The organism is Marinitoga sp. 1135 (assembly GCF_013363245.1).
Lineage (GTDB): Bacteria > Thermotogota > Thermotogae > Petrotogales > Petrotogaceae > Marinitoga > Marinitoga piezophila.
Map to the genome: position 1 here is coordinate 206,632 of NZ_LBEZ01000003.1, position 24,606 is coordinate 231,237.

At 31.3% G+C, this 24,606-nt stretch carries 24 protein-coding genes; 17 read left to right on the forward strand and 7 right to left on the reverse strand.

From position 1 onward, the window contains the following. Window positions 1-17 precede the first annotated feature (17 nt). Window positions 18-1,838, reverse strand: a complete 1,821-nt coding sequence (gene dnaK / locus XO10_RS02400; protein ID WP_014295975.1) for a molecular chaperone DnaK — start codon at window positions 1,836-1,838, stop codon at window positions 18-20. A gap of 310 nt (window positions 1,839-2,148) precedes the next feature. On the opposite strand from dnaK, the gene argS reads away from it, so the two are divergent. From argS to XO10_RS02420, 4 genes are read left to right on the forward strand one after another with little or no spacing between them, the layout of a single operon-like run. Then, on the forward strand, window positions 2,149-3,855 hold the full coding sequence (gene argS / locus XO10_RS02405) for an arginine--tRNA ligase (RefSeq protein WP_014295976.1): 1,707 nt from the start codon (window positions 2,149-2,151) through the stop codon (window positions 3,853-3,855). 15 nt (window positions 3,856-3,870) lie between these two features. Beyond that, window positions 3,871-4,317, forward strand: coding sequence for a hypothetical protein (locus XO10_RS02410; RefSeq protein ID WP_014295977.1), 447 nt, complete (start codon window positions 3,871-3,873; stop codon window positions 4,315-4,317). Then, window positions 4,314-5,495, forward strand: a complete 1,182-nt coding sequence (locus XO10_RS02415) for a TIGR04013 family B12-binding domain/radical SAM domain-containing protein (RefSeq protein ID WP_014295978.1) — start codon at window positions 4,314-4,316, stop codon at window positions 5,493-5,495. Before XO10_RS02410 ends, XO10_RS02415 begins: the two co-directional genes overlap by 4 nt. Next, window positions 5,495-6,226 (forward strand): hypothetical protein, encoded by a 732-nt coding sequence (locus tag XO10_RS02420; protein WP_175421085.1) that lies wholly within the window; start codon window positions 5,495-5,497, stop codon window positions 6,224-6,226. The genes XO10_RS02415 and XO10_RS02420 overlap by 1 nt, the downstream gene beginning before the upstream one ends. Before the next feature lie 55 nt (window positions 6,227-6,281). Here the strand turns inward: XO10_RS02420 and XO10_RS02425 are convergent, their stop codons facing one another. Continuing rightward, window positions 6,282-7,517 carry an iron-containing alcohol dehydrogenase gene (locus XO10_RS02425; protein ID WP_014295980.1) on the reverse strand — a complete coding sequence of 412 codons (1,236 nt, stop codon included), beginning with the start codon at window positions 7,515-7,517 and terminating at the stop codon, window positions 6,282-6,284. Window positions 7,518-7,799: 282 nt separating this feature from the next. Between XO10_RS02425 and XO10_RS02430 the strand changes: the two genes are divergently transcribed. After that, window positions 7,800-8,573 carry a TIGR00266 family protein gene (locus tag XO10_RS02430; RefSeq protein ID WP_014295981.1) on the forward strand — a complete coding sequence of 258 codons (774 nt, stop codon included), beginning with the start codon at window positions 7,800-7,802 and terminating at the stop codon, window positions 8,571-8,573. 14 nt (window positions 8,574-8,587) lie between these two features. Then, complete coding sequence (locus tag XO10_RS02435; RefSeq protein WP_014295982.1) at window positions 8,588-9,352, forward strand: exodeoxyribonuclease III; 765 nt, start codon at window positions 8,588-8,590, stop codon at window positions 9,350-9,352. A gap of 32 nt (window positions 9,353-9,384) precedes the next feature. Here the strand turns inward: XO10_RS02435 and XO10_RS02440 are convergent, their stop codons facing one another. Genes XO10_RS02440 through XO10_RS02460 form a run of 5 tightly spaced genes read right to left on the reverse strand, consistent with a single transcriptional unit; the run spans window position 9,385 to window position 14,308 of the window. Then, entirely contained in the window at window positions 9,385-10,260 is an 876-nt protein-coding gene (locus XO10_RS02440) for a DMT family transporter (protein ID WP_014295983.1), read from the reverse strand. Window positions 10,261-10,278: 18 nt separating this feature from the next. Next, on the reverse strand, window positions 10,279-11,313 hold the full coding sequence (queA, locus tag XO10_RS02445; RefSeq protein ID WP_014295984.1) for a tRNA preQ1(34) S-adenosylmethionine ribosyltransferase-isomerase QueA: 1,035 nt from the start codon (window positions 11,311-11,313) through the stop codon (window positions 10,279-10,281). An 18-nt stretch (window positions 11,314-11,331) separates the two neighbouring features. Continuing rightward, the gene (gene ychF, locus XO10_RS02450) at window positions 11,332-12,411 is read right to left on the reverse strand and encodes a redox-regulated ATPase YchF (RefSeq protein ID WP_014295985.1); all 1,080 of its coding nucleotides are present in this window, start codon (window positions 12,409-12,411) and stop codon (window positions 11,332-11,334) included. After that, a complete protein-coding gene (tsaE, locus tag XO10_RS02455) occupies window positions 12,408-12,797 on the reverse strand; it encodes a tRNA (adenosine(37)-N6)-threonylcarbamoyltransferase complex ATPase subunit type 1 TsaE (RefSeq protein WP_050899148.1) in 390 nt (129 codons plus the stop codon). Before tsaE ends, ychF begins: the two co-directional genes overlap by 4 nt. Window positions 12,798-12,835: 38 nt before the next feature. Continuing rightward, window positions 12,836-14,308: a glycerol kinase GlpK gene (locus XO10_RS02460; protein WP_014295987.1), complete on the reverse strand. Its 1,473-nt coding sequence runs from the start codon at window positions 14,306-14,308 to the stop codon at window positions 12,836-12,838. A 304-nt stretch (window positions 14,309-14,612) separates the two neighbouring features. Here XO10_RS02460 and XO10_RS02465 point away from each other — a divergent pair, with 304 nt between their 5' ends. Genes XO10_RS02465 through XO10_RS02515 form a run of 11 tightly spaced genes read left to right on the forward strand, consistent with a single transcriptional unit; the run spans window position 14,613 to window position 24,590 of the window. Beyond that, window positions 14,613-15,266 (forward strand): CoA transferase subunit A, encoded by a 654-nt coding sequence (locus XO10_RS02465; protein ID WP_175421086.1) that lies wholly within the window; start codon window positions 14,613-14,615, stop codon window positions 15,264-15,266. After that, entirely contained in the window at window positions 15,266-15,916 is a 651-nt protein-coding gene (locus XO10_RS02470) for a 3-oxoacid CoA-transferase subunit B (RefSeq protein WP_014295989.1), read from the forward strand. Before XO10_RS02465 ends, XO10_RS02470 begins: the two co-directional genes overlap by 1 nt. 3 nt (window positions 15,917-15,919) lie before the next feature. Continuing rightward, window positions 15,920-16,321: a hotdog domain-containing protein gene (locus XO10_RS02475; protein WP_014295990.1), complete on the forward strand. Its 402-nt coding sequence runs from the start codon at window positions 15,920-15,922 to the stop codon at window positions 16,319-16,321. Beyond that, window positions 16,314-17,132 (forward strand): 3-keto-5-aminohexanoate cleavage protein, encoded by an 819-nt coding sequence (locus tag XO10_RS02480; protein WP_075780300.1) that lies wholly within the window; start codon window positions 16,314-16,316, stop codon window positions 17,130-17,132. Before XO10_RS02475 ends, XO10_RS02480 begins: the two co-directional genes overlap by 8 nt. 13 nt (window positions 17,133-17,145) lie before the next feature. Next, the gene (locus XO10_RS02485) at window positions 17,146-18,180 is read left to right on the forward strand and encodes a zinc-binding dehydrogenase (protein WP_014295992.1); all 1,035 of its coding nucleotides are present in this window, start codon (window positions 17,146-17,148) and stop codon (window positions 18,178-18,180) included. A 35-nt stretch (window positions 18,181-18,215) separates the two neighbouring features. Further along, window positions 18,216-19,505, forward strand: a complete 1,290-nt coding sequence (ablA, locus tag XO10_RS02490; RefSeq protein ID WP_014295993.1) for a lysine 2,3-aminomutase — start codon at window positions 18,216-18,218, stop codon at window positions 19,503-19,505. Next, window positions 19,502-19,909: a MaoC family dehydratase gene (locus XO10_RS02495; protein ID WP_014295994.1), complete on the forward strand. Its 408-nt coding sequence runs from the start codon at window positions 19,502-19,504 to the stop codon at window positions 19,907-19,909. The genes ablA and XO10_RS02495 overlap by 4 nt, the downstream gene beginning before the upstream one ends. Before the next feature lie 17 nt (window positions 19,910-19,926). Further along, window positions 19,927-20,904 carry a hypothetical protein gene (locus XO10_RS02500; RefSeq protein WP_014295995.1) on the forward strand — a complete coding sequence of 326 codons (978 nt, stop codon included), beginning with the start codon at window positions 19,927-19,929 and terminating at the stop codon, window positions 20,902-20,904. Beyond that, entirely contained in the window at window positions 20,892-22,244 is a 1,353-nt protein-coding gene (locus tag XO10_RS02505; protein WP_175421087.1) for a DNA mismatch repair protein MutS, read from the forward strand. Before XO10_RS02500 ends, XO10_RS02505 begins: the two co-directional genes overlap by 13 nt. Beyond that, window positions 22,237-23,793 carry a lysine 5,6-aminomutase subunit alpha gene (locus XO10_RS02510; protein ID WP_014295997.1) on the forward strand — a complete coding sequence of 519 codons (1,557 nt, stop codon included), beginning with the start codon at window positions 22,237-22,239 and terminating at the stop codon, window positions 23,791-23,793. The genes XO10_RS02505 and XO10_RS02510 overlap by 8 nt, the downstream gene beginning before the upstream one ends. Beyond that, entirely contained in the window at window positions 23,790-24,590 is an 801-nt protein-coding gene (locus XO10_RS02515; protein WP_175421088.1) for an OAM dimerization domain-containing protein, read from the forward strand. Before XO10_RS02510 ends, XO10_RS02515 begins: the two co-directional genes overlap by 4 nt. Window positions 24,591-24,606 lie beyond the last annotated feature (16 nt).

Genomic DNA, 24,606 nt, shown 5'->3' on the forward strand with positions numbered 1-24,606 from the left:
GAAATCCGGCTTTTTTATTAGTTATTTGGATTTTGTGTGTCTTCAGGATTTGGTCCTGCTGCGCCTGCGTCAGCATTAGCTGTTTGCTGTGCCTGTTGATAAATCAACTGACCAAGTTTCATTGATTCGTTCTTTAAGTCTTCCATTACTATCTTTAATTTTGCAATATCATTGTTATTTATAGCATCTCTTACATCGTTAATTAATGTTTCTAATCTTGCTTTCTGATCTTCTGGTACTTTATCTTTATTTTCATTGATTAACTTTTCTACCTGATATGCAAGGTCGTCAGCCTGGTTTTTGAGTTCGATTTCTTCTCTCTTTCTCTTATCCTGCTCTTCATATTCCTGAGCTTCTCGTATCATTCTTTCAATATCTTCTGAAGAAAGTTTATTTCTACCTGTTACAACCATTGACTGCTGTTTTCCTGTTCCTAAATCTTTTGCTGAAACATTTACTATACCGTTAGCATCTATATCAAATGAAACTTCTATTTGTGGCACTCCCCTTGGTGCTGGTGGTATTCCTGTTAATTTAAAGCTTCCAAGGAAGAAGTTATCCTTAGCAATTGGCCTTTCACCCTGGAATACTCCGATTTCAACTTCTGTCTGGAAGTCAGCAGCTGTTGTGAATACCTTACTCTTTCTAATAGGTATCTTACTGTTCTTAGGAATAATAATTTCCATTAATCCACCTTTTACTTCAACCCCAAGTGAAAGTGGTGTAACGTCTACAAGTACTAAGTCCTGATCTGTATTTCCTGTCATAATTGCAGCCTGAACAGCAGCACCTATTGCAACAGCTTCGTCAGGGTTAACACCTTTACTTGGTTCTTTGTGGAATATTGATTTTACCAATTCCTGAACTGCTGGAATTCTTGTTGAACCACCAACTAATAATACATCATCAATTTCTTCTGGTGAAAGTCCAGCATCTTTTAATGCTGTTTCAATTGGACCTCTTGTTGATTCAATTAAATCTCTTACCAATTCTTCGAATTTCTTTCTTGTTAATGTTTTCTGTAAGTGTACTGGCTGACCATTAACAACTGTTAAGAATGGTAAGTTAATTTCTGTTTCGAGTTTTGTTGATAATTCAATCTTTGCAGTTTCTGCAGCTTCCTTTAACCTCTGCATTGCCTGTCTGTCATTTGAAATATCTGAACCATGTTCTTTCTTGAATTCTTCAACTAACCAATCGATAATTCTCTGGTCAAAGTCATCTCCACCTAAGTGGTTGTTTCCTGATGTTGATACAACTTCGATTACACCTTCTCCAACATCAAGTATTGATACATCAAATGTACCTCCACCAAGGTCATATACTACTATTTTCTTATCTTCATGTGTTTTGTTTAAACCAAATGCAATTGAAGCTGCTGTTGGTTCGTTGATAATTCTCAACACTTCTAAACCAGCAATTTCACCAGCTTCTTTTGTTGCCTGTCTTTGTGCATCATTAAAGTATGCTGGAACTGTAATAACTGCCTTCTTAATTTTTCCACCAAGATATGCTTCTGCATCTCTTACTAATTTCTGTAATACAAAAGCACTTATCTGTTGTGGTGTAAAGCTTTTACTATCGATACTTACTTTATAATCAGAACCCATTTTTCTTTTTATTGATCTGATTGTTCTATCTGGATGTAATATTACCTGTCTTTTTGCAGGTTCACCTACAATTACAGTTCCATCTTTTGAAAAATGTACTATAGAAGGAGTTGTTCTTTTTCCTTCTGCATTAGGAATAACTTCTACATTTCCATCTGGTTTCATCCATGCTATAGCTGAGTTAGTTGTACCAAGGTCGATACCAACTACGTATTCTTTTTCAGCCATATTATCACCCTCCTTATTTTCATCGTTTTTTGATTTCCGTATATATTATACTTCAAAATCAGCAAAATTGTTCAATTGAAATATTTTTTTAATAATATTTCGTAATAATTATTATTACTATATTTTATTTGTTATAATTTTAATGTTACTAAATTTTATAGCATTCTTAACTTTTATTTGCTTATTAAATACAGTTTTTTATGGTTAAAATTTTGATTATATGCAAAAAATACATCTATGATTTATTATTTTTTTAACAAGTTATGATATAATATGATTATAAAAAATAAAGAAAGAGGAGTGTGATATTATGAAATTAATTGAAAAAATGCTCGAAGAGTTGTTAATGGATTCTATCAAGAATTTATATAATGTTGAATTAAAAGAACCTGTAGTACAAAGAACTGCTAATGATAACTTTGGTGATTTTCAAACAAATTTTGCTATGATAAATGCCAAGGTTTTAAAAAAAGCTCCAAGAATGATAGCACAAGAAATCATTGATAATTTCCCCGAAAATGATATTATAGAAAAAATCGAAATAGCAGGACCAGGATTTATAAATTTCTATGTAAAAGATGTATTTTTAACTGAATACTTGCCAAAAATCGAAAAAGAAAATCCTGATTTTTCATTTATTGATAGAGAAGGCGATGTTATTATCGATTATTCTTCACCAAATATTGCAAAACCTATGCATATTGGTCATTTAAGAAGTACTGTTATTGGGGATGCTATAAAAAGAATTTATAGATATCTTGGTTATAATGTAATTGGAGATAATCACCTTGGTGACTGGGGGACACAATTTGGAAAATTAATAGTTGGTTATAGATTATGGCTTGATAAGGAAAATTATGAAAAAGATCCTATTGGTGAAATGGAAAGAATTTATGTGAAATTCGAAAAAGAATCTGAAAATAATCCTGATCTTTTAGAAGAAGCAAGACAGGAACTCAAAAAATTACAGGATGGAGATCCAGAAAATAGAAAATTATGGCAGGAATTTATTGATTTATCATTAAAAGAATATAATAAAATATATAAAAGAATGGATATAGAATTTGATACATATTATGGAGAATCACATTATCACAATATTATGCCTGAAATTGTAAAAATGCTTCTTGATAAAGGTATTGCAACATATAGTGAAGGTGCTGTTGTTGTATTTTTTGACGAAGAAGAAAATCTACCTCCAGCAATTATTCAGAAAAAGGACGGAGCTTTCTTATATGCAACATCAGACCTTGCATGTATAAAATTTAGAAGAGAAACATATAATCCTAATAGAATATTATATGTAACTGATGAAAGACAACAAACACATTTCAAACAGGTATTTAATATTGCAAGAAAGTTAGGCTGGGATGATAATTATCAGCATATATGGTTTGGATTAATGAGATTTGCTGATGGTGTTTTCTCTACAAGAAAAGGTAATGTGATAAAATTAGAAGAATTACTTGATAAAGCTGTTGAAAAAGCAAAGGAAATCATTGAAGAGAAGAATCCAGGATTGTCTCCAGAAGAAAAAGAAGAAATTGCAGAGGCAATTGGAATCGGTGCTGTAAAATATGCTGACCTCAGTCAAAACAGAATAAGCCATATTATATTTGACTGGGATAAAATGCTCGCCTTTGATGGAAATACAGCTCCTTACTTACTTTATACATATGCAAGGATACAATCATTAAAAAGAAAAGCTGAAGAAAAAGGCTATACATTTGAAAATGCAAATCTAAAAATAACAGAAAAACTCGAAAGAAAATTGGGATTGTTATTAACCCAGTTACCAATTGTTGCAATTAGAGCTGCTGAAGATTATAAACCTAATTTAATTGCTGATTATCTCTTTGAATTAGCACAAACATATAATTCATTCTACAATAATCTTCCTGTATTAAAGGAAGAGGAAGAAACATTAAAATCAAGGTTATTATTATCTCATTTAGCTGGAGAAGTATTAAAAAGAGGTCTTGACTTGCTTGGTATAAGAGTAGTAGATAAAATGTAATGTGAGGTGTGTTAAGTGATTTACTCTATAGTTTTTTCAATTATTTTCCCAGTCTTAGCTGTTGTCTTATTTAAAAGTCCTGTATTGTATATTGTATTGATGAGTATATTTGCATTGACCACAGCGTTTTTTTCATTTCTTTCAAAAAAATACGATAAATTGACTATAGTATTTTTATTCATAGGATTGTTATTAGCTGGTTTTGGATATATAAGAGGCTATGCTATTGATTTATTCATGGTAATTACACTGATTTCTACAACATTTTCATCTCTTTTTTCATTTAAAAACAAAAAACTATATATTGTATTAGCCTGGTTATTTAATGCCATGGCAATTGGAACGTATGTATATTTGAATGTTTCTTTAAGCAGAGCGATCTTAATAGCTGTTCTCGTATTCTTAGCTGGATATAGGGACATTATGCCTCAAAAAAGTACAGAGGAGGAAGAAAATTCTTGAAAAGAATTGTTTTCAGACTTTTAAAATCAAATAGGTATTCTATCACAGCTCTTATTGCAGCAATGGAAAAAGAAAATATAGAAATAGAAACTATACTTGAAAAAAATTTTGAAAAAATACTGGAATATAATCCTGAAGATACATTAATAGCTTATTCATTTATGAGTTTTGATATTTTTCAGGTTGAAAAAGAAATTCCACTATTAAAAGAAAAAGGGTTTAAGGTTATTGCCGGTGGTCCACATCCAAGCGCAATGCCTGAAAAAACAGAAAAAATAGGATTTGACCATATTTTTATTGGTGAAGGTGAAAAAACCTTCACCGATTTTTTAAAGGGCAAAATATCAGAAAAATTCATAGCATCAAAAGAATTTGTTGATTTAAATTATTACCCGCCATTTGCAATTAAAAACAAACATTTTATGCCAATAGAAATTACAAGGGGTTGTCCTTTCGGATGTGGATACTGTCAAACTCCTTATCTCTTTGGTAGAATTGTTCGTCATAGAGAACCGGGAATTATTCATGAATATGCAAAATTAGGCGTTAAACATAACAGAAAAATTGCGAGGTTTATTACACCAAATTCTTTTGGTTATGGCTCAAAAAATGGTGTTACACCTAATATAGAAAAACTCGAAGAATTGCTATCTGGTTTGAGAAAAGTTGGTATAGAAGAAATTTACCTTGGTTCATTTCCTTCAGATGTAAGACCGGAATCTGTAACTGAAGAAGTTTTAAAACTTATAAAAAAATATGTTGATAACAAGATGATAATCATAGGAGCGCAAAGCGGTAGCAATGAAATTCTAAAAAAAATAAATAGAGGACATTCTTTAGAAGAAATAGAAAGGGCTTTATCCCTTGTTTCTGCTCATGGATTTATACCGTATGTAGATTTTATTTTTGGATTCCCTTTTGAAACAGATGAAGATATTAAAAAGACTTTTGACTTTATGGACAAAATTACAGAAAAATATAATGCTGTAATACATTCACATACCTTTATGCCATTGCCAGGAACACCTTTATTTGATGTTGGACCTGGTAAATTGAATAAAAAATATTATAAAAAACTTGGAGATTTATCAAGGAATGAAAAACTCGCCGGATATTGGCATAAACAGGAACAATTGTCTCAAAAAATATTTAATTATTTTCACGGAGGTGAAATTTAATGAAAAAAAGCTTTTTTATAATTTTTCTGATTATTACCAGCATTTTGGTTTTTTCCGATGATTATCAGGTAGTTTATAAAACAAAAATTAATCTTGATTCAGACAAATCACTTGAACATGTAACTTTAAAAGGCAAAAAGGTTAGTGAAATTTATTGGGGAAGCTTTTTATTAACAATTGAAGACGCCGGAACAACTTTTGATATAATGACTGGTATAGATGGATATAACCCTAAAATAGAATATTTTGATTTTAATGGTGATGGAATTAAAGATATTTTATTAACAACAAGAAGTGGTGGAAGTGGAAATTATATAAATTATGCTTTATACTTATACACAGGTAAAGATTTAACAGAATATAATATAAAACCCTTTATCAAAGATATTAAAGGATTTTTTATGGATCAATACAAAGCAGTTATTAGCTATAAAGATGCCTTTACATACCTTGACCTTTCAGACAGAAAAAAATTATATCAGGAAATTAAAGCCTATGATCAATACGGAAGATTTATAAAAGACTACAATGAACTTATGATAGGTGGTTTTTCTGAATTAGAACCTTTTGATTTTGGAAATGATGGAACATATGAATTAAAAGGCAGTATATCAATTTCCGGATTGTATCATGCTGATAGTATAGGATATCTTCACTTTATTTATTCTGTAAAAAAAGACAAATTATTATGGCTTGAAGTTTCAAAAATTACATATGTTGATGTTCAATAAAAATAGCAGGTGCTGAGCACCTGCATTTTTTATTTTATCCCATCCCCCGCTATTATTATTTATTTAAAGGATATAATGAATCCATATAAATCTGTTTTACAATTTCTTTTGTAGCTTTAACAGGTGCTAAGCTCAATAATAAATCAAGTGAAGGTGTATTAAATGCCAATTCTACTAATTTGTCTATATCGCTTTCTTTAAATCCTTCATCTGTTAATTTTTGTGTAACTCCAATATTAAATAACCATTTTTCAATTCCTTTTGCTGCTTCTTCTGCTTCACCCGGTACTCCTTTTAAACCTGGAACAATTGGACTATATATTTCTGCAAGCACTTCTGCCTGTGCAGGATAAATTGCTTTTACTACTGCTGGTAATAACATTGCTAATCCTAAACCATGTGGTAAATCTGGTCTGATTCCACTTAGTGGATGTTCTAAAGCATGTGTGAAATGTAACAATCCATTATCAAATGAAATACCAGCTATTGTTGAAGCATATAATAAGAAATATCTTGCTGTTAAATCTCCTGGTTTTGCCTGAGCTTGAGGAAGATATTTTGAAACTAATCTTATTGTTTCTTTAGCTAATAAAATTGAATATGGGGATGCTGCTAATGTTGTTGCTGCTTCTGTAACATGGTTTATTGCATCAATAGCTGTGTATGTTGTTTGTGACCATGGTAATGATTTTGTAATTTCTGGATCATCAATAGCAAATATTGGATATATACTATCATAAGCTAAGGCTGGTTTATAACCTTTTTCCTCAATTGTTGCAACTGCAAATCTATCAACTTCAGTACCTGTACCATGAGTTGTATTTATTGCAATTATTGGCAATGCTTCTTCTGGTACAAATTTTAATTCATATAAGTCAGAACCTGTATAATTCTTATATTTTTCATGTAATAATACTGCAACACTCTTTGCTGTGTCAATATGACTTCCGCCACCAATTCCTATAACAGCTTTTGCTCCAAAATCTAATCCCATTTTCTTTGCTTCATCAATCATTTTTACATTTGGATTTGGTTTAATTCCATAATATACAATATATTCAATACCAGCTTCACCTAAAAACTTTTCAACTTTTTCTTTTATTCCTGTCACGTTATATACAACTTCGTCGGTTAAAATTAAAACCTTTTTCATATCCTTTTTGTTTAAAAATTCACAAATATCCTTGAACTTTTCTATAGCACCTACTCCAAAATAAGCTGTTGTTTTACATCTTAACTCAAAAACGTTGTAAATATCTACTTTACTCTCCCATGCACCATTTAATAACATAATTTCACCTCCAAAAAATATAAAATCCCTCTCCCAATAACTAGTGCTTTTTTTCACATTAATTTTAATTAAATTTCTTTTTTTCAAATATAATTATACATATGAAATATTAAATTGCAATCATCATTGTTTCAATGTTATTTTTTTCACGTTAAAAAAATCACATTATAAGAAGTCATCTTTATAACTCTATTCATATGCTTATTATAGAGTTATAATTACTTTTTACAAAATTTATAAATTAATGGTATAATTATTATTAGAATTATTGGAGGTGAAATTATGGCTGATGTTATTGATTATAAAATTTATGGTGATGATATGCAGATTGTTGAAATTGAATTGGATCCGGGGGAAGGAGTTCGAGCTGAAGCAGGTGCAATGATGTATATGGAACCTGGTATAGAAATGCAGACAAAGGCAACAGGAGGAATTTTCGGCGGATTAAAAAGAATGTTAGTTGGTGAAAGCTTTTTTATAACCAATTTTTTAAATACCGGACATTCAAAATCTCACGTTGCTTTTGGAGCGCCTTATCCAGGAAAGGTTATTCCTATTGATTTGACAAAATTTGGAGGAGAATTTATATGTCAAAAGGATAGTTATCTTTGTTCTGCAGCAGGAATAGATATTGAAATTACATTTACTAAAAAAATTGGTGCAGGTCTTTTTGGGGGTGAAGGTTTTATTCTCGAAAGGCTTGTAGGCGATGGCCTTGCTTTTGTACATGCTGGTGGAACTATTATAGAAAGGCAATTAATGCCTGGTGAAACCTTAAGAGTTGATACTGGTTGTATTGTTGGATTTTCCAATACTGTAGATTATGATATTCAATTTGTTGGTGGATTTGTCAATGCTTTATTTGGCGGAGAAGGTATTTTCTTAACTCATTTAACTGGACCTGGAACCGTTTATTTACAGAGTTTACCATTCTCGCGATTGGCTGATAGGATTTACTCTGCAGCTAATTTTTCAAATAGAGGCGAAACAAAAGGTATTGATGGAATAGGCGGTAACCTCTTAGGAGGATTATTTGGGGGAGACACCAGATTTTAAAGGAGAGACTAAAGATGAAGATATTATCCTGGAATGTTAATGGAATTAGAGCAGCTATAAAAAAGGGATTTTTAGATTTTCTTGATAAGGAAAATCCTGATATTTTATGCGTTCAGGAAACTAAAGCGCGAGAAGAGCAATTAACAAAAAAGTTTTTAACTTACGGTGATTGGAAAAAATATTTTGTTTCTGCTGAAAAGAAGGGATATAGTGGTGTTGCAACATTTACAAAAATTAAACCTAAAAATGTTTTAAAAGGTTTAGGTAATGAAATGTTTGATTCTGAAGGTAGAACATTAATTACTGAATATGATAATTTTTCCTTATTTAATATCTATTTTCCAAATGGAAAAGCTCGTGAAGAAAGGCTACAATATAAAATGGATTTTTATTATTATCTTTTAGAATTTCTTGAAGATTATAAAAAGAAACAACCAAATATAATTATTTGTGGAGATGTTAATACTGCACATAAAGAAATAGACCTTGCAAGACCAAAAGAAAATGAAAATACTTCGGGATTCTTACCAATTGAAAGAGAATGGATTGATAAACTGCTTGAAAGTGGATTTGTTGATACCTTTAGAATGTTCAATAAAGAACCTGGAAATTACACCTGGTGGGATTATAAAACAAGGGCAAGGGAAAGAAATGTAGGCTGGAGAATAGATTATTTTTTTGTTAGTACTTCTTTAAAAGAAAAGGTTAAAGATGCTTTTATATTATCAGAAATTATGGGTTCTGACCATTGTCCAATAGGTATTGAAATTGATATATAATAATGTTAAATGGTGCAGATTTTCTGCACCATTTAATCTTTTATTTCTGCTATATAATTTCCTGCTAATACAAGAGATGCACCTATTAATGTATAAAAATTTGGATAATTTTTTAATAATACTGCATCGGCAATAACAGTAACTATTGGTATAAAAAATATTCCATTTGTTGTTGTTTTAGCTCCGGCAAGCCTAATGGCTTTATTCCACCATATATATCCAAGGGCTGTACAGAATATACCGAGATACAAGAATGCTGTTATTACTACTGGATCTAACCATAATTCAAATGCTGGACATGTGCCTGCACTTTTTAATTCATAAAGAGAAAATGGTATAAAAAATAACATTCCGTAATAATTCAAATCTCTTGTAATTGCCAGATTATCGTGATGATGCAATTTTTCTATAAATACAGTGTATAAAATCCAGCTAAATGCTGCACCAAACATTAATAAATCTCCAAGTGGATTTAATTTTAAAACAAATCTTCCGTTAAGCACAATTAATGCAACACCAAAAAATGCCAGTAATGTTCCAAAATATCGAATTTTATGTGAAAAGCTTTTTCTTAGTATATCTGAAAATAATAGATATATTACCGGTGTAGCCGAAATAATGAGAGAACCATTTGTTGCTGTGGTATATTGCAAAGCTGAATTTTCAAATAAGAAATATGCTGTAACTCCAAAAAAACCTGATAAAAGCATATAAACATATTCTTTTTTTTCATATTTTATTTTAGTTTTTATAAATAATACAAGTATTAAACTTGAAAGAAAAAATCTCAAAAATGCTGCTGTTATCGGTGGAACGGTATTAACTATTATTTTCGTTGCTACAAAAGAAATCCCCCAGAATATTACAGTGATCCACATATAAATTAAACCCCTGGTTTTATTTTTCAATTTATCACCCTCTGAATATCAATATATGAACATTGAATCACCAAATGAAAAGAATCTATATTTTTCTTCAACAGCCTTTTTATATGCTTCCATTATAAAATCATATCCTCCAAATGCTGCAACAAGCATTAAAAGTGTGGATTTTGGTAAATGAAAATTGGTTATCAATGCATCTATTAATTTAAATTCATATGGCGGATATATAAATATATCCGTAGTCCCCATATAGGATTCCTGTTCTGGAAGTTGTGCTATTGTTTCAAGTGTTCTAACCACAGTAGTTCCTACACTGATTATTCTTCCTTTATTTTGTCTATATTCACGTATTTTTTTCATTGTTTCTGCTGGAACTTCATAATACTCCTCATGCATTTCATGTTCTTCTATATTATCCACTTTTACAGGCCTAAATGTACCAAGACCAACATGAAGAGTTACTTCAGCAAATTCAATTCCTTTTTCTTTTATCTTATTTAATAATTCCTTTGTAAAATGCAACCCTGCTGTTGGTGCCGCAACAGCTCCCTGAATTTTCGCATATTCTGTTTGATACCTTTCACCTGGAACATCAGTGCTTTTTATATATGGTGGCAAAGGCATATTTCCAACTCTTTCAATTTCTTCCCATACATCTTTATCAGATGTAAAATGAATAATTCTTGAACCATCGCTATTATGTTCTATTATTTTAGCATATAGATGGTCAGAAAATTTTATTTCTGCACCTTTTTTTAATTTTGAACCGGGTTTAACAAGTGCTTTCCATGTATTTTCTTCGTGTGTTTTCTCGAGCAATAATACTTCAACCTTTGCACCTGTTGTTTTCCGACCATATAATCTTGCTGGAATTACTTTTGTATTGTTTAATACCATTAAATCTCCAGGTTTTAAGTAATCAATTATATTTCTAAAAATTTTATGTTCTATAGTTCTGATATTTCTATTTAATACCATTAACCTTGAAGAATCTCTTGGTTCTGCTGGTTTTTGAGCTATATATTCCTCAGGCAAATGATAATCAAAATCTTCTACTTTGTATAATGGTTTTCTCATTTCTCCCTCCATAAACACTTAAGCATTTGCTCTTATGGTTAATATTTCTCCATCTTCTACAATTTCTTCTTTACCAGCTAATCTCCATAATCCTGCTTTTTTCACTTCATCTTCGCTTCCTAGTCTTATTAAATCATCGTAGTGCATTACTTCTGCTTTTACAAAACCTTTTTCAAGATCTGAATGTATTTTACCTGCTGCTCTTTTCATTGTAGTTCCTTTATTAATTGTCCATGCTCTTACTTCATCTTCACCAACTGTAAAGAATGTGATTAAACCTAAATGATCATATACTGTTTTAGACAACCTATCGATTCCTGGTCTTTCAATTCCCAATTCTTCCATAAATTCTTTTCTTTCTTCTTCGTCTAATTCTATGAGGTCTGCTTCGGTTTTACCACATATTTCAATATATGCAAAATTTTCTTCCTTACATGTTTTCATTAATTCTTCTTTTCCTGGATAATTCTTTTCCATCAATTGATTTTCATCAACATTTACAACTACGATTATTGGTTTTAATGTAAATAATGCAAGAGAGCTTATTAATTTTTTATCTTCATCTGATAATTCAACCTTTGATGCAAATTTTCCATCTTCAAGTACAGGTTTAATCTCTTCCAATATTTTTACCTGTCTCTCTTCCTCTTTGGTAGGTTTCTTCTTTTTATTTTGTTCTATTAATCTTGATAATCTATTTTCAACTACTTCAAGATCTCTAATTATCATTTCCGTTTTTAATGTATCAAGCTGATCTAAAGGTGTTTCTGAACCTTCTGGAAATGGAACTGAATCATTTTCAAATGCCCTAATAACAAGTATAATTGCATCAACAGTTTGTATCATCTGTAAGATTCTATTTTTTTCTTTTCTATCGGCTGAAGGATTATAACTTGGAATATCTATAAAGTTCAATGTTGCATATACTGTTTTTTTAGGATTATACATTTCTGTAAGTTTTTCAATCCTTTCGTCTCTAACATTAGCAATTCTTTCTTCTGCATCTTGCTTATATGTTCCGTCATATGGTTTATTTGTCAATAACGAGAATATTGTTGTTTTTCCTGTCATAGGTAACCCTAAAATTCCTATCTTCATTGTAATTCCTCCTTTATTTTTTCAAATGTTTTTTCGTATTTTTCTCCAACATATGATATTTCTATATCTCTATATTCTATATTTTCATTGTAATATAATTGTATTTTTAGATATTCGTCAGGCATATAATATTCTAATCTTTCAGGCCATTCTATTAAATATATTCCGTCAGAATCATCGAATAAACCTACATAAGGTATTTCCTCTGGATCAGATAACCTGTATAAATCCGCATGATATATTTTTACAGAATTTTCATATATTCTAACTAACGCAAAAGTGGGTGATGTAACGTTTATCTCTTCATCACCTAAATAACTTCTGATAAATCCTTTGGTAAAAGTAGTTTTTCCTGTACCTAAATCTCCATATAAAAGGATATTCATTCCAGGAAATGTATATTCTGCTATTACTCTTGCTATTTCTAAAAGTTTATGTTCGTTGATTTTATCCAGCCTTTTGATCTTAATACTGCCTCCTTCCAGATATAATAATCCCTTTCTAATTTTTCATTCTCTTCTGGCATTATCTTTATACCTGAAAATTGCAAATTTTTTATTTCATTAATAGAAAGATTTTCTGAACCAATTGCTGCCATAAATGCTGCACCTAATGCTGTTATCTCCTGAAATTCTGGAACAAATATCTCTGCATTTAACAAATCACTTTGTATTTTCATCAATAATTTATTTTTTGTAGCTCCACCATCAACATTCATTTTTTTAATCTTTGTCCATACTGCTTCCTGCATTGAGTCTATAACATCTCTAACACTAAAAGCTACTGATTCCAAAGCAGCCCTGATTATATTTTCTTTTTTAGTACCTCTGGTTAACCCTATTATTAAACCTCTTGCATCTGCATCCCAATATGGTGTTCCAAGACCACTTAATGCTGGAACAATATAAACTCCTCCGTTGTCATTATCAAGAGAATATTTTTCAAGATCAGGATAATCATCTATAATCTCTATATCTTTTAACCATTTAAAGAATGCACCAACGGTAAATATACTTCCTTCAAGAGAATAAATAGTTTCATCTTTAATTTTCCAACCAATTGAAGTTAATAATCCCGGATGTGGTTTTGGTGGTGTATTACCCGAATTCATTAACACAAAAGCACCTGTTCCATAAGTACATTTTGAATCACCAATTTCAAATGCTCTTTGTCCAAATAATGCAGATTGCTGGTCACCAATCATTCCATAAATTTTTGGGCCAAATTTCGTTTCAATTCCACCTTCAATAGCTGTATTAACCAACTGAGGCAGAATATCTTTTTTAATACCAAATGTGTTTAATATTTCATCATCCCAATCTAATGTATGTATATTTAACAATTGCGTTCTGGAAGCATTTGAAAGATCACTAATATGTTTTCCAGAAAGTTTAAATGCCAACCAGGATTCTATTGTTCCCACTTTTAAATTTCCATTTTCATATGCTTCTTTAACTGCTGGAACATTTTCTATCATCCACACTATTTTTGAACCTGAAAAATATGGATCCTTTACCAATCCTGTTTTCCTCTTTACTTCATTCCAGAATGATGCAGAATATCTATTAATTAATTCATCTGTCCTCCTACATTGCCATACTATTGCTCGAGTTAAAGCTTTTCCTGTATTTTTATCCCAGGCTACAACAGTTTCCCTTTGATTTGTAATTCCAATCCCAATTATTTCATTCCAGGATATATTGTTCTTTTCTAAAACTTCTAACATTGTTTCTTCAGTTTTTTGATACAATTCTTCAGCATCCTGCTCTACCCATCCAGGTTTTGGATAATACATATTTATTTCTTTTTGAGAAAAGTCTATAAGGTTAAATTTTTCATCAAACAATAACGTTCTTGTACTGCTTGTTCCTTCATCAATTGCAAGATAGTAAGCCATTTTTCTCCCCCCTAAAAAATTATGATTTTTATAATTTAATTATAACACAATCTCTTCATATTTTATTTACTTTATGAAAACTCTGCTTCTTTTTTCACAATGTTCTAAAAAAATTTTTTATTTAGCTATAGTTCTATGTAACAATTTGTGAAAGTGAGAAAAGATTCATTTCACATAATTAAGAATGATTTAAGACTATTAATAATGATTATTTAGTTGAAACTATATTTTTATCTGTTTGTAAAAACTGATATAATATGAATGAAATATTTTTCATCGAAATTTAAAAAAAGAGGTGATTCAGTTGAAAGTTGTTAAGGCGGAAGAGGCCGTTAAAGTTATTAATGATGGCGATTCAATTATGATTGGAGGATTCTTAACAATTGGAACTCCAGAAACGCTTATAGACGAAATTATTAAGCAAAAGAAAAAAGATTTAACAATTATCTGTAATGACACATCCTTTGAAACAAAAGGAATCGGAAGACTTATATACAACAAACTTGCTAAAAAGGTTGTAACTTCACACATTGGAACAAATAAAGAAACACAGAGACAGATGATTGAAAAAGAACTTGAAGTTGAACTTGTTCCTCAGGGAACATTAATAGAACAGATAAGAGCAGGTGGAGTTGGTCTTGGCGGCATTCTTACCCCTACAGGTATTGGAACTATTGTTGAAGAAGGAAAACAAATAATAGAAATTGATGGAAAAAAATATATTCTTGAAAAGGCAATAAGAGCAAAGGTTGCACTTGTTAAAGCCAAAAAAGCTGATCATCTTGGAAACCTTACATTTTCATTTACTGCAAGTAATTTTAACCCTATAATTGCAATGGCAGCAGATACTGTAATTGTTGAAGTAGATGAATTGGTTCCAGTAGGTACAATTACACCTGAAGAAGTGCAATTCCCTGGAGCACTTGTTGATTATGTTGTAATAAGGGGGAGAGAATAATGAATGCAAAAGAACGAATTGCTAAAAGAGTAGCAAAAGAATTTAAACCAGGAAATATAGTAAATCTTGGAATTGGATTACCAACATTAGTTGCTAATTACGTTCCAAAAGATATGAATATATTCTTTCATGGAGAAAACGGTGTATTAGGAATTGGATCTGAAGTACCAGAAGAAATTGCAAATCCTGATTTGACAAATGCTGGCGCAAAATATATTGATACCTTACCAGGTGCAATGGTGTTTGATACAGCATTTTCATTTGCCTTAATTAGAGGAGGTCATCTCGATTTCACTGTTTTAGGAGGATTACAGGTTGATGAAGAAGGTCATTTAGCAAACTGGATGGTTCCAGGAAAATTAATTCCAGGTATGGGTGGAGCGATGGATCTTGTTACTGGAGCTAAAAAGGTTATAGTAGCTATGACTCATACAGCAAAAGGAAAACCTAAAATAGTAAAAAAATGCGATCTCCCTCTTACTTCAGTTAGAAGAGTAAATTTAATAGTTACTGAATATGCTGTAATAGAGCCTGTTGATAATGGTTTATTATTAAAAGAAATTGCTCCAGATATTACATTAGAAGAATTAAAAGAAATAACTGATGCTGAACTTATAATTCCAGAAGATTTAAAAACGATGGAGGTTTAAAATATGGGTGAAAAAGTAATGATAAGAGTAAGAATGAGTTTACATGATGCACATTATGGTGGAAATCTTGTTGATGGCGCGAGAATTTTACAACTCTTTGGAGATGTGGCAACAGAACTTTTAATAAGACACGATGGAGATGAAGGATTATTTAAAGCATATGACAATATAGAATTTATAGCTCCTGTATATGCAGGTGATTATATAGAAGCAGTTGGAGAAATAGTAAAGGTTGGAAATACATCAAGAAAAATGGTGTTTGAAGCAAGAAAGGTAATTGCTCCAAGACCAGATATCTCTGATTCAGCTGCAGATTATCTTGAAGAGCCTATAGTTGTTTGTAGAGCAAGTGGTACATGTGTAGTACCAAAAGACAAACAAAGGAAGGGAAAAGAAAATGGATAAATTGATAATCACAGTTGCTTTAACAGGTGCAGAGGTTACAAAAGAACAACAGCCAAATCTCCCTGTTACACCTGATGAAATTGCAGAAGCTGCTTATGAATGTTATCTTGCAGGAGCATCAATTGCCCACGTTCATGCAAGAGATGAAGATGGAAAACCCACACAATCCTATGAAGTATATAAAGAAATAAAAGAAAAAATAGAAGCAAAATGCAATATGATTTTTCAACCATCTACTGGGGGAGCGGTATATCATACTTTCGAACAAAGAAAACAACCACTTGAATTAAATCCAGAAATGGCAACCCTTTCTGCTGGAACAACAAATTTTGGTGAAGATGTATTTATGAATACGCAGGAATACATGGAAAAATTTGCAGCAGAAATGAAGGAAAGAGGAATAAAACCGGAAATAGAAGTGTTCGAAAGAGGTCATATTGCAAATGCGTTGAGATTGGTAAAAAAGGGTCTGCTAGATATGCCTATCCATTTTGATTTTGTTATGGGGGTTCCTGGAGCTATACCTGGAGATATTGAGGATTTGGTATATCTTGTTAGCCGAATCCCGCAGGGAAGCACATGGACAGTTGCTGGAATAGGGAGATACGAACTTCCACTTGCTGTTCATGCAATATTAATGGGGGGACATGTAAGAGTTGGATTTGAAGATAATATCTACTATAAAAAAGGAGAATTGGCAAAATCCAATGCTCAATTAGTAGAAAGAATTGTAAGATTGGCAAAAGAATTGGGGAGAGAAGTAGCAACACCAGATGAAGCAAGAGAAATTTTAAATATAAAAAGAAAATAATGGAGGGAAAATAATGAAAAAAGGTTGTCCATTTGGTACACACAGAGTTATAGAACCAAAAGGATTATTACCACAAGCAGCTAAAAAAATTGATAACACAATGGAAATTTATTCTAATGAAATATTGATTGATGTAATTACATTAAATATCGATTCAGCAAGCTTTACTCAAATCAAAGAAGCATGTGATCATGATGTAGAAAAAATGGAAAAGATGATTCTTGACATAGTAAATGAAAGAGGAAAAATGCAAAATCCAGTTACAGGTTCTGGTGGAATGCTAATTGGTATAGTTAAAGAAATTGGACCTGATTTTCCAGACAAAAAATTAAAGGTTGGAGACAAAATCGCTACACTTGTATCTTTATCCTTAACACCATTAAAGATTGAAAAAATCAAAAAGATTAACATAGAAAATGACCAGGTTGATATTGAAGGACAGGCAATATTATTTGAAACTGGATTATATGCAGTATTGCCAGAAGATATACCAGAAAAATTAGCTCTTGCAGCATTAGATGTTGCTGGCGCACCAGCACAGGTAAACAAGCTCGTAAATGAAGGAGATACTGTTTGTATTATCGGTGGTGGAGGAAAATCAGGGGTATTGTGTTCATATCAGGCTATGAAAAATGCTGGTAATACTGGAAAAGTTATAGTTGTAGAATATTCAGAAGAGAATGCCAAAAGAATTAAAGATATGAACCTTGCACATGAAGTAATTGTTGCAGATGCTACAAAACCTGTAGACATATATGAAAAAGTATTAGATGTAACAGGAGGAAAATATTGTGATATCACAATAAATAACGTAAATGTACCAAATACCGAAATGTCATCAATATTAATAACAAAAGATGAAGGTACAGTTTATTTCTTCTCCATGGCAACATCATTTACAAAAGCCGCACTTGGTGCTGAAGGTGTTGGAAAAGATATAACAATGATTATAGGAAACGGATATACAAAAGGACATGCTGAATTAACCCTTGATATTTTAAGGGAATCAAAGGAAATTAGAGAACTGTTTGAAAAATTATATATTTAAATATCAAAAAAGAAGAAAAGAAAGGAGACGTTAAAATGGCTAAAAGGCGACATTATACAGAAATACCATTATGGAAAGATGTAACGGAAGAGGAATGGAATGATTGGCACTGGCAAATGAGAAACAGAATAACAGACGTTGATACATTAAAACAGGTAATAAACCTAACTCCCGATGAAGAAGAAGGAATAAGAAATGCATTAAAAACATTAAGAATGGCAATTACACCATATTATGCGTCATTAATGGACCCAGATGATCCAAAATGTCCAATAAGAAGACAGGCAGTACCAACATCTAAAGAATTGGTAAAAAGCATGTGGGATATGGTTGATCCTCTTCATGAAGATGAAGATTCACCTGCACCTGGATTGACACATAGATATCCTGATAGAGTACTTTTCTTAATTACAGATATGTGTTCAATGTATTGTAGACACTGTACAAGAAGAAGATTTGCTGGACAAACAGATGCACATAAAAGTATGGATGATATTAACGCAGCAATTGAATATATAAGAAATACACCACAGGTAAGAGATGTATTATTATCTGGTGGAGATGCTTTAATGGTTGGGGTACCAATGCTTGAATACATCATTAGTGAACTTAGAAAGATACCTCATGTCGAAATTATAAGAATTGGGTCAAGAACACCTGTTGTATTCCCACAGATAATTACAGATGAATTGGTAAATATGTTAAAGAAATACCATCCAATATGGTTAAACACACATTTCAATCATCCAAAAGAAATTACACCAGAATCAACTGAAGCAGTTAGAAAACTTGTAGATGCAGGTATTCCTGTTGGAAATCAGACAGTATTATTAAGAGGTGTAAACGATAGCAGATATATCATGATGGCATTAATGCATGAATTGGTAAAAATAAGAGTAAGACCTTACTACATCTATCAATGTGACCTTTCACAGGGAATAGAACACTTCAGAACATCTGTTGCCAAAGGTCTTGAAATAATGGAATCATTAATAGGACATACTTCTGGATTCGCAGTTCCATCATTTGTTGTTGACGCACCAGGTGGCGGAGGTAAGATTAGATTAATGCCAAACTATCTTATTTCTCAAACAGATCATACAGTTATCCTGAGAAATTATGAAGGCGTAATTACAACATATCATGAACCAGAAGATACTTCAACAGATGTAGATGATTCAGAATATAGAGAAAAATATAAATGGTACGGTGTAGCGGGATTATTTGATAATAAAGAAAGAATCAGTCTTGAACCAAGCCATCTTGAAAGACATGAAAGAGCTAAATTGAGGGAAAAATATGAACATTTGGGTGATAAAAAATGAAGTATGATGAAATAAAATTAGGTCAGATATATGAAGTAAAAAGGAAAATAACAGCACATATGGTTGAAACCTTTGCCGAGATCACAGGGGATAAAAACCCTGTGCATCTCGATGAAGAATATGCAAGCAAAACAATATTTAAAAAGAGAATCGCACATGGAATTTTAAGTGTAGGTTTAATTTCAGCTGTTTTGGGAATGGAATTTCCAGGCCCTGGAACAATATATATGAAGCAGGATACAAAATTTTTAAAACCTATATATATCGATGAAGAAATCACAATAAAAATAACAGTAAAAGAAAAAATAGAAGCAAAATCAAGGCTATTGCTTACAACTCAAATTTTCAATGAAAATGGTGATATTGCTGTAGATGGAGAAGCACTTGTATTATTTAAAAATTAATAAGGGAGATTTGCAAATTGGAATATAAAAGCGTCTCTGTAGTTGGTCTCGAAAAAAATACGGGAAAGACCGAAACATTAAATTACATTATAAAACATATAAATAAAAAACTCGGATTAACCTCAATAGGTATAGATGGTGAATCCATAGATCAGGTAACCTCTACACCTAAACCAGAAATTGAAATAATAGAAGGAACAATATTTGCTACTGCCGAGAAATTCTACAGACAAAAAAGATTCCTTGCTGAAATATTAAGCATTGAAGATATACGTACATCTATTGGAAGAATAGTAATTGCAAAAGCTAAAGAAAGAGGAAAGATTATATTAGCAGGTCCTCAAAACACAAAAAATATAAAGAAAGTGATTAATAAAATGCTTGAGCTTGGGGCTGAACAGGTTTTGGTAGATGGGGCGCTATCAAGGCTCAGCCCCGCTTCTCCCACTATAACTGACGCAATGATTCTTGCAACAGGAGCAGCATTAACAATAAATATAAACGAATTAGTAAAAAAAACAAAGCATGTGGTAGAAATGATACAACTTGAAAAATATAACGGTAAAATTCCAGAAGTAGAAGATGGAGTATATGTTATAGATAATAATAAAATAACAAAATTGCCCATAAAATCATTACTATCCTTTAAATCGCTCGACAAACATATATTGGAATATGGTAAAAAGATATATATAACAGGTGCATTAACCGATAAATTCCTTGATTATCTTACAAAACAAAAGGGATTAAACGAAACTGAAATAATAGTAAATGATTTCACAAAGATATTCATAACCCCTGAAACATACAGAAGATTTATAAAAAAAGGGGGAAAGATATCGGTATTGCAAAAAACAAATTTAATTGCAATAACAATAAACCCATATTCACCACGAGGCTATATGCTTGATTCAAAAGTAATAAAAGAAAGATTAAAAGAGCATATAAACCTTCCAATAATAAATGTAAGGGAAGATGAATTATGGTTGAATTAGAATATCTTTTTAAAAAACTGGAAATAATAACCCCTCTGGGACAAAAATTTTTAAGAAATATAGAATTTCTTAAATCAAAAGATGAAATAAACAATGAAATTATCAAGCTTGAAAAAGCTATAAAAGCTTATGAGAATAAAAAAGATACAATAGAAAATATAAAACTAAAATTAATGAATATAAAGGATATCTCTGGAACAACTGAAAGATTAAAATCCGGTTATATACTTGACGATATTGAATTATTTGAATTAAAATCATTTGCTCTTACATATGAAGAAATTAAAAAAATAAATCCTTTGGATTTTCTTTCATTTCCAACTCTAAATGAAGTAATAAATATCCTCGATCCAGATGGAAATAGATTATCAACATTCTATATCTATGATTCATACTCACATGAATTATCAGAAATAAGAAAAAAAAGAAAAAAGACTGATAATGAAGAAGAACGAGAACAACTATATGAATTAGAAATGCAAATTGAAGATGAGATAAGAGAAGAACTTTCTAAGAAATTAAGAACGTATGCTTCTGATATAGAACAGGGATTGAGAGATATAGCGGAATTGGATTTTACAATTGCTAAAGCTTATTTTACCAAAAAGTTTAATCTTACAAAACCGGAAATATCAGAAACATATGAAATAAAAGGGATGTTTAATCCGGTTATAAAAGAAAAACTGGAAGAAGAAAATAAAGAGTATCAGCCCGTTGATATAACCTTAAAACCTGGAGTTACATTAATTACCGGAGCCAATATGACAGGAAAAACAGTAATATTAAAAACCATAGCTTTATTGCAAAATTTGTTTCAATATGGATTTTATATACCAGCAAAAAGCGCAAAACTATATCCTGTCAATAAAATCTTTCTTATTTCCGGCGATTATCAATCATTATTCTCAGGGCTTTCATCATATGCAGCAGAAATGCTAAAAATTAACGAAATACTAAAATATATCAAAACTGATGAAAATGCTCTTATACTCCTTGATGAACTTGCAAGAAACACGAATCCACATGAAGGCAAATTAATAGTAAAGGGCGTCATAGAAATATTAAACAATAAAAAATCCATATCTCTTATCACTACACACTTTAATAATGTTGCAGATAAGGGGATTAGAAAACTAAGAATAAAAGGAATAAAAAAGGAAAAACTAACAGAAAACATAAATCCTGAAAATATAACCGAAATAATCGATTATTCATTAATTGAGGAAAATGAAGAAATAGTTCCTGAAGAAGCAATAACAATAGCCAGACTTTTGAATATTGACGAAGAGTTACTTGATACTATTGAAAGAATAAAAAAGGAGGAAACATTCCATGAGTAAATTAGGACTTGATTTTAAAAAGGTTGAATATGCAAGAAGTCTTGCAAGGAAAATAGCTGAAGATGTTCAAAATTTCGTAGATAAACGTTCCACGGTTTCAGTAGAAAGAACTGTATGTAGATTATTGGGAATAGATGGAGTAGATGAAAATGAAGTTCCATTACCAAACGTAGTTGTAGACCATATAAAAGAAAAAGGATTATTAAAAGAAGGTGCTGCTTATTTAATTGGAAATGCAATAATAGAAACAGGCTATACACCACAGGAAATAGCTGAAAAAATAGCAAAGGAAGAACTTGACCTTTCAAAATTAAAAATAAATTCTGATGACAAAATTAGAGAAGCTATTGAACCTTATGTGAACTCAATGATAGAACTTATACAAAATAATAGAAAAAAGAGAAATGAATATATAGAAAAACTCGGAGAAGGTCCTCAGCCATATTTATATGTAATTGTTGCAACAGGAAATATATATGAAGATGTTGTTCAGGCCCAGGCTGCAGCAAGACAGGGTGCAGATATAATTGCTGTTATTAGAACTACTGGTCAGAGTTTGCTTGATTTTGTTCCATATGGCCCTACTACAGAAGGATTTGGTGGAACAATGGCAACACAGGAAAACTTCAGAATAATGAGAAAAGCTCTTGATGAAGTTGGAGAAGAGGTTGGAAGATATATAAGACTCGTTAATTATGCATCAGGATTATGTATGCCAGAAATTTCAGCTATGGGAGCTATTGAAAGATTAGACGTAATGCTTAATGATGCATTATATGGAATATTATTTAGAGATATAAATATGCAAAGAACAATAATTGACCAATACTTCTCAAGGGTAATAAATGGTTTTTCCGGCATTATAATAAATACTGGCGAAGATAATTATCTTACAACAGCTGATGCCTATGAAGAAGCACATACTGTATTAACTTCAGATTTAATAAATGAGCAACTCGCTTTAATGGCAGGAATACCGGAAGAACAAATGGGATTAGGACATGCATTTGAAATGAATCCTGACCTTACAAATGGATTTTTATACGAATTGGCACAGGCACAGATGCTAAGAGAAATATTCCCTAAAGCACCTTTAAAATATATGCCACCAACAAAATATATGACAGGAAATATTTTCAGAGGTCATGTTCAGGATGCATTATTCAATGTTATATCAATCTGGACACATCAGGGAATTCAATTGCTTGGTATGTTAACAGAAGCAATACACACACCATTTATGTCAGACAGATATCTTTCAATTGAAAATGCAAGATATATCTTCAATAACCTAAAAAATATCGGTGATGAAATAGAATTCAAAAAAGATGGAATTATCCAGAAAAGAGCACAAAAAGTACTCGATGAATCAATAGAATTACTTGAAAAAATGGTAAAAGATGGATTGTTTGTTTCTCTTTCAAAAGGCACATTTGCAAATATCAAGAGACCTATAGACGGCGGTAAAGGTTTAGACGGTGTATTTGAAAAAGGAACACATTACTTTAATCCATTTATCAAAAAGATGTTGGAGGCGGAAAGACCATGAGTGGAGGATTATATTCAACAGAAAAAAAGGATTTTGATAAAACATTAAACTTAAAGGCAATAAAACCATATGGAGATACTATGAACGATGGTAAAGTACAATTGAGCTTTACTTTGCCAGTTCCAGATGGTGATGAAGCTGTAGAAGCTGCAAAACAGCTTATGAAAAAAATGGGGCTCGAAGATCCAATGGTTGTATATCATAAAGAACTTACAAAAGACTTTACATTTATAATTGCCTATGGAAGCTGTACGCATACAGTAGATTACACAGCAATCCATGTTCCAAAGGTTGAATCAACAACATGGTCAATGGAAGAAACAGATGAATTTATAAGAAAAAATATCGGAAGAAAAATAAGAGTAATTGGTGCAAGTACTGGAACAGATGCACATACAGTTGGAATAGATGCAATTATGAACATGAAAGGATATGCAGGGCATTATGGCCTTGAAAGATATGAAATGTTTGAAGCTTTAAATCTCGGCAGTCAGGTTCCAAATGAAGAATTTGTTGCAAAGGCTATAGAGTTCAATGCAGATGCATTACTTGTATCCCAGACAGTAACACAAAAGGATATTCATATAAAGAATCTTACAGAACTTGTGGAAATATTGGAAGCTGAAGGAATAAGGGATAAAGTAATTCTTATAGCCGGTGGTCCAAGAATTACACATGAACTTGTAAAGGAAATAGGTTATGACGCAGGATTTGGTCCAAATACATATGCTGATGATGTTGCTTCATATATTGCACAGGAATTATACAGAAGAATGCAGGAAGGAAAAAATAAATAATTCAACATAAATGGGA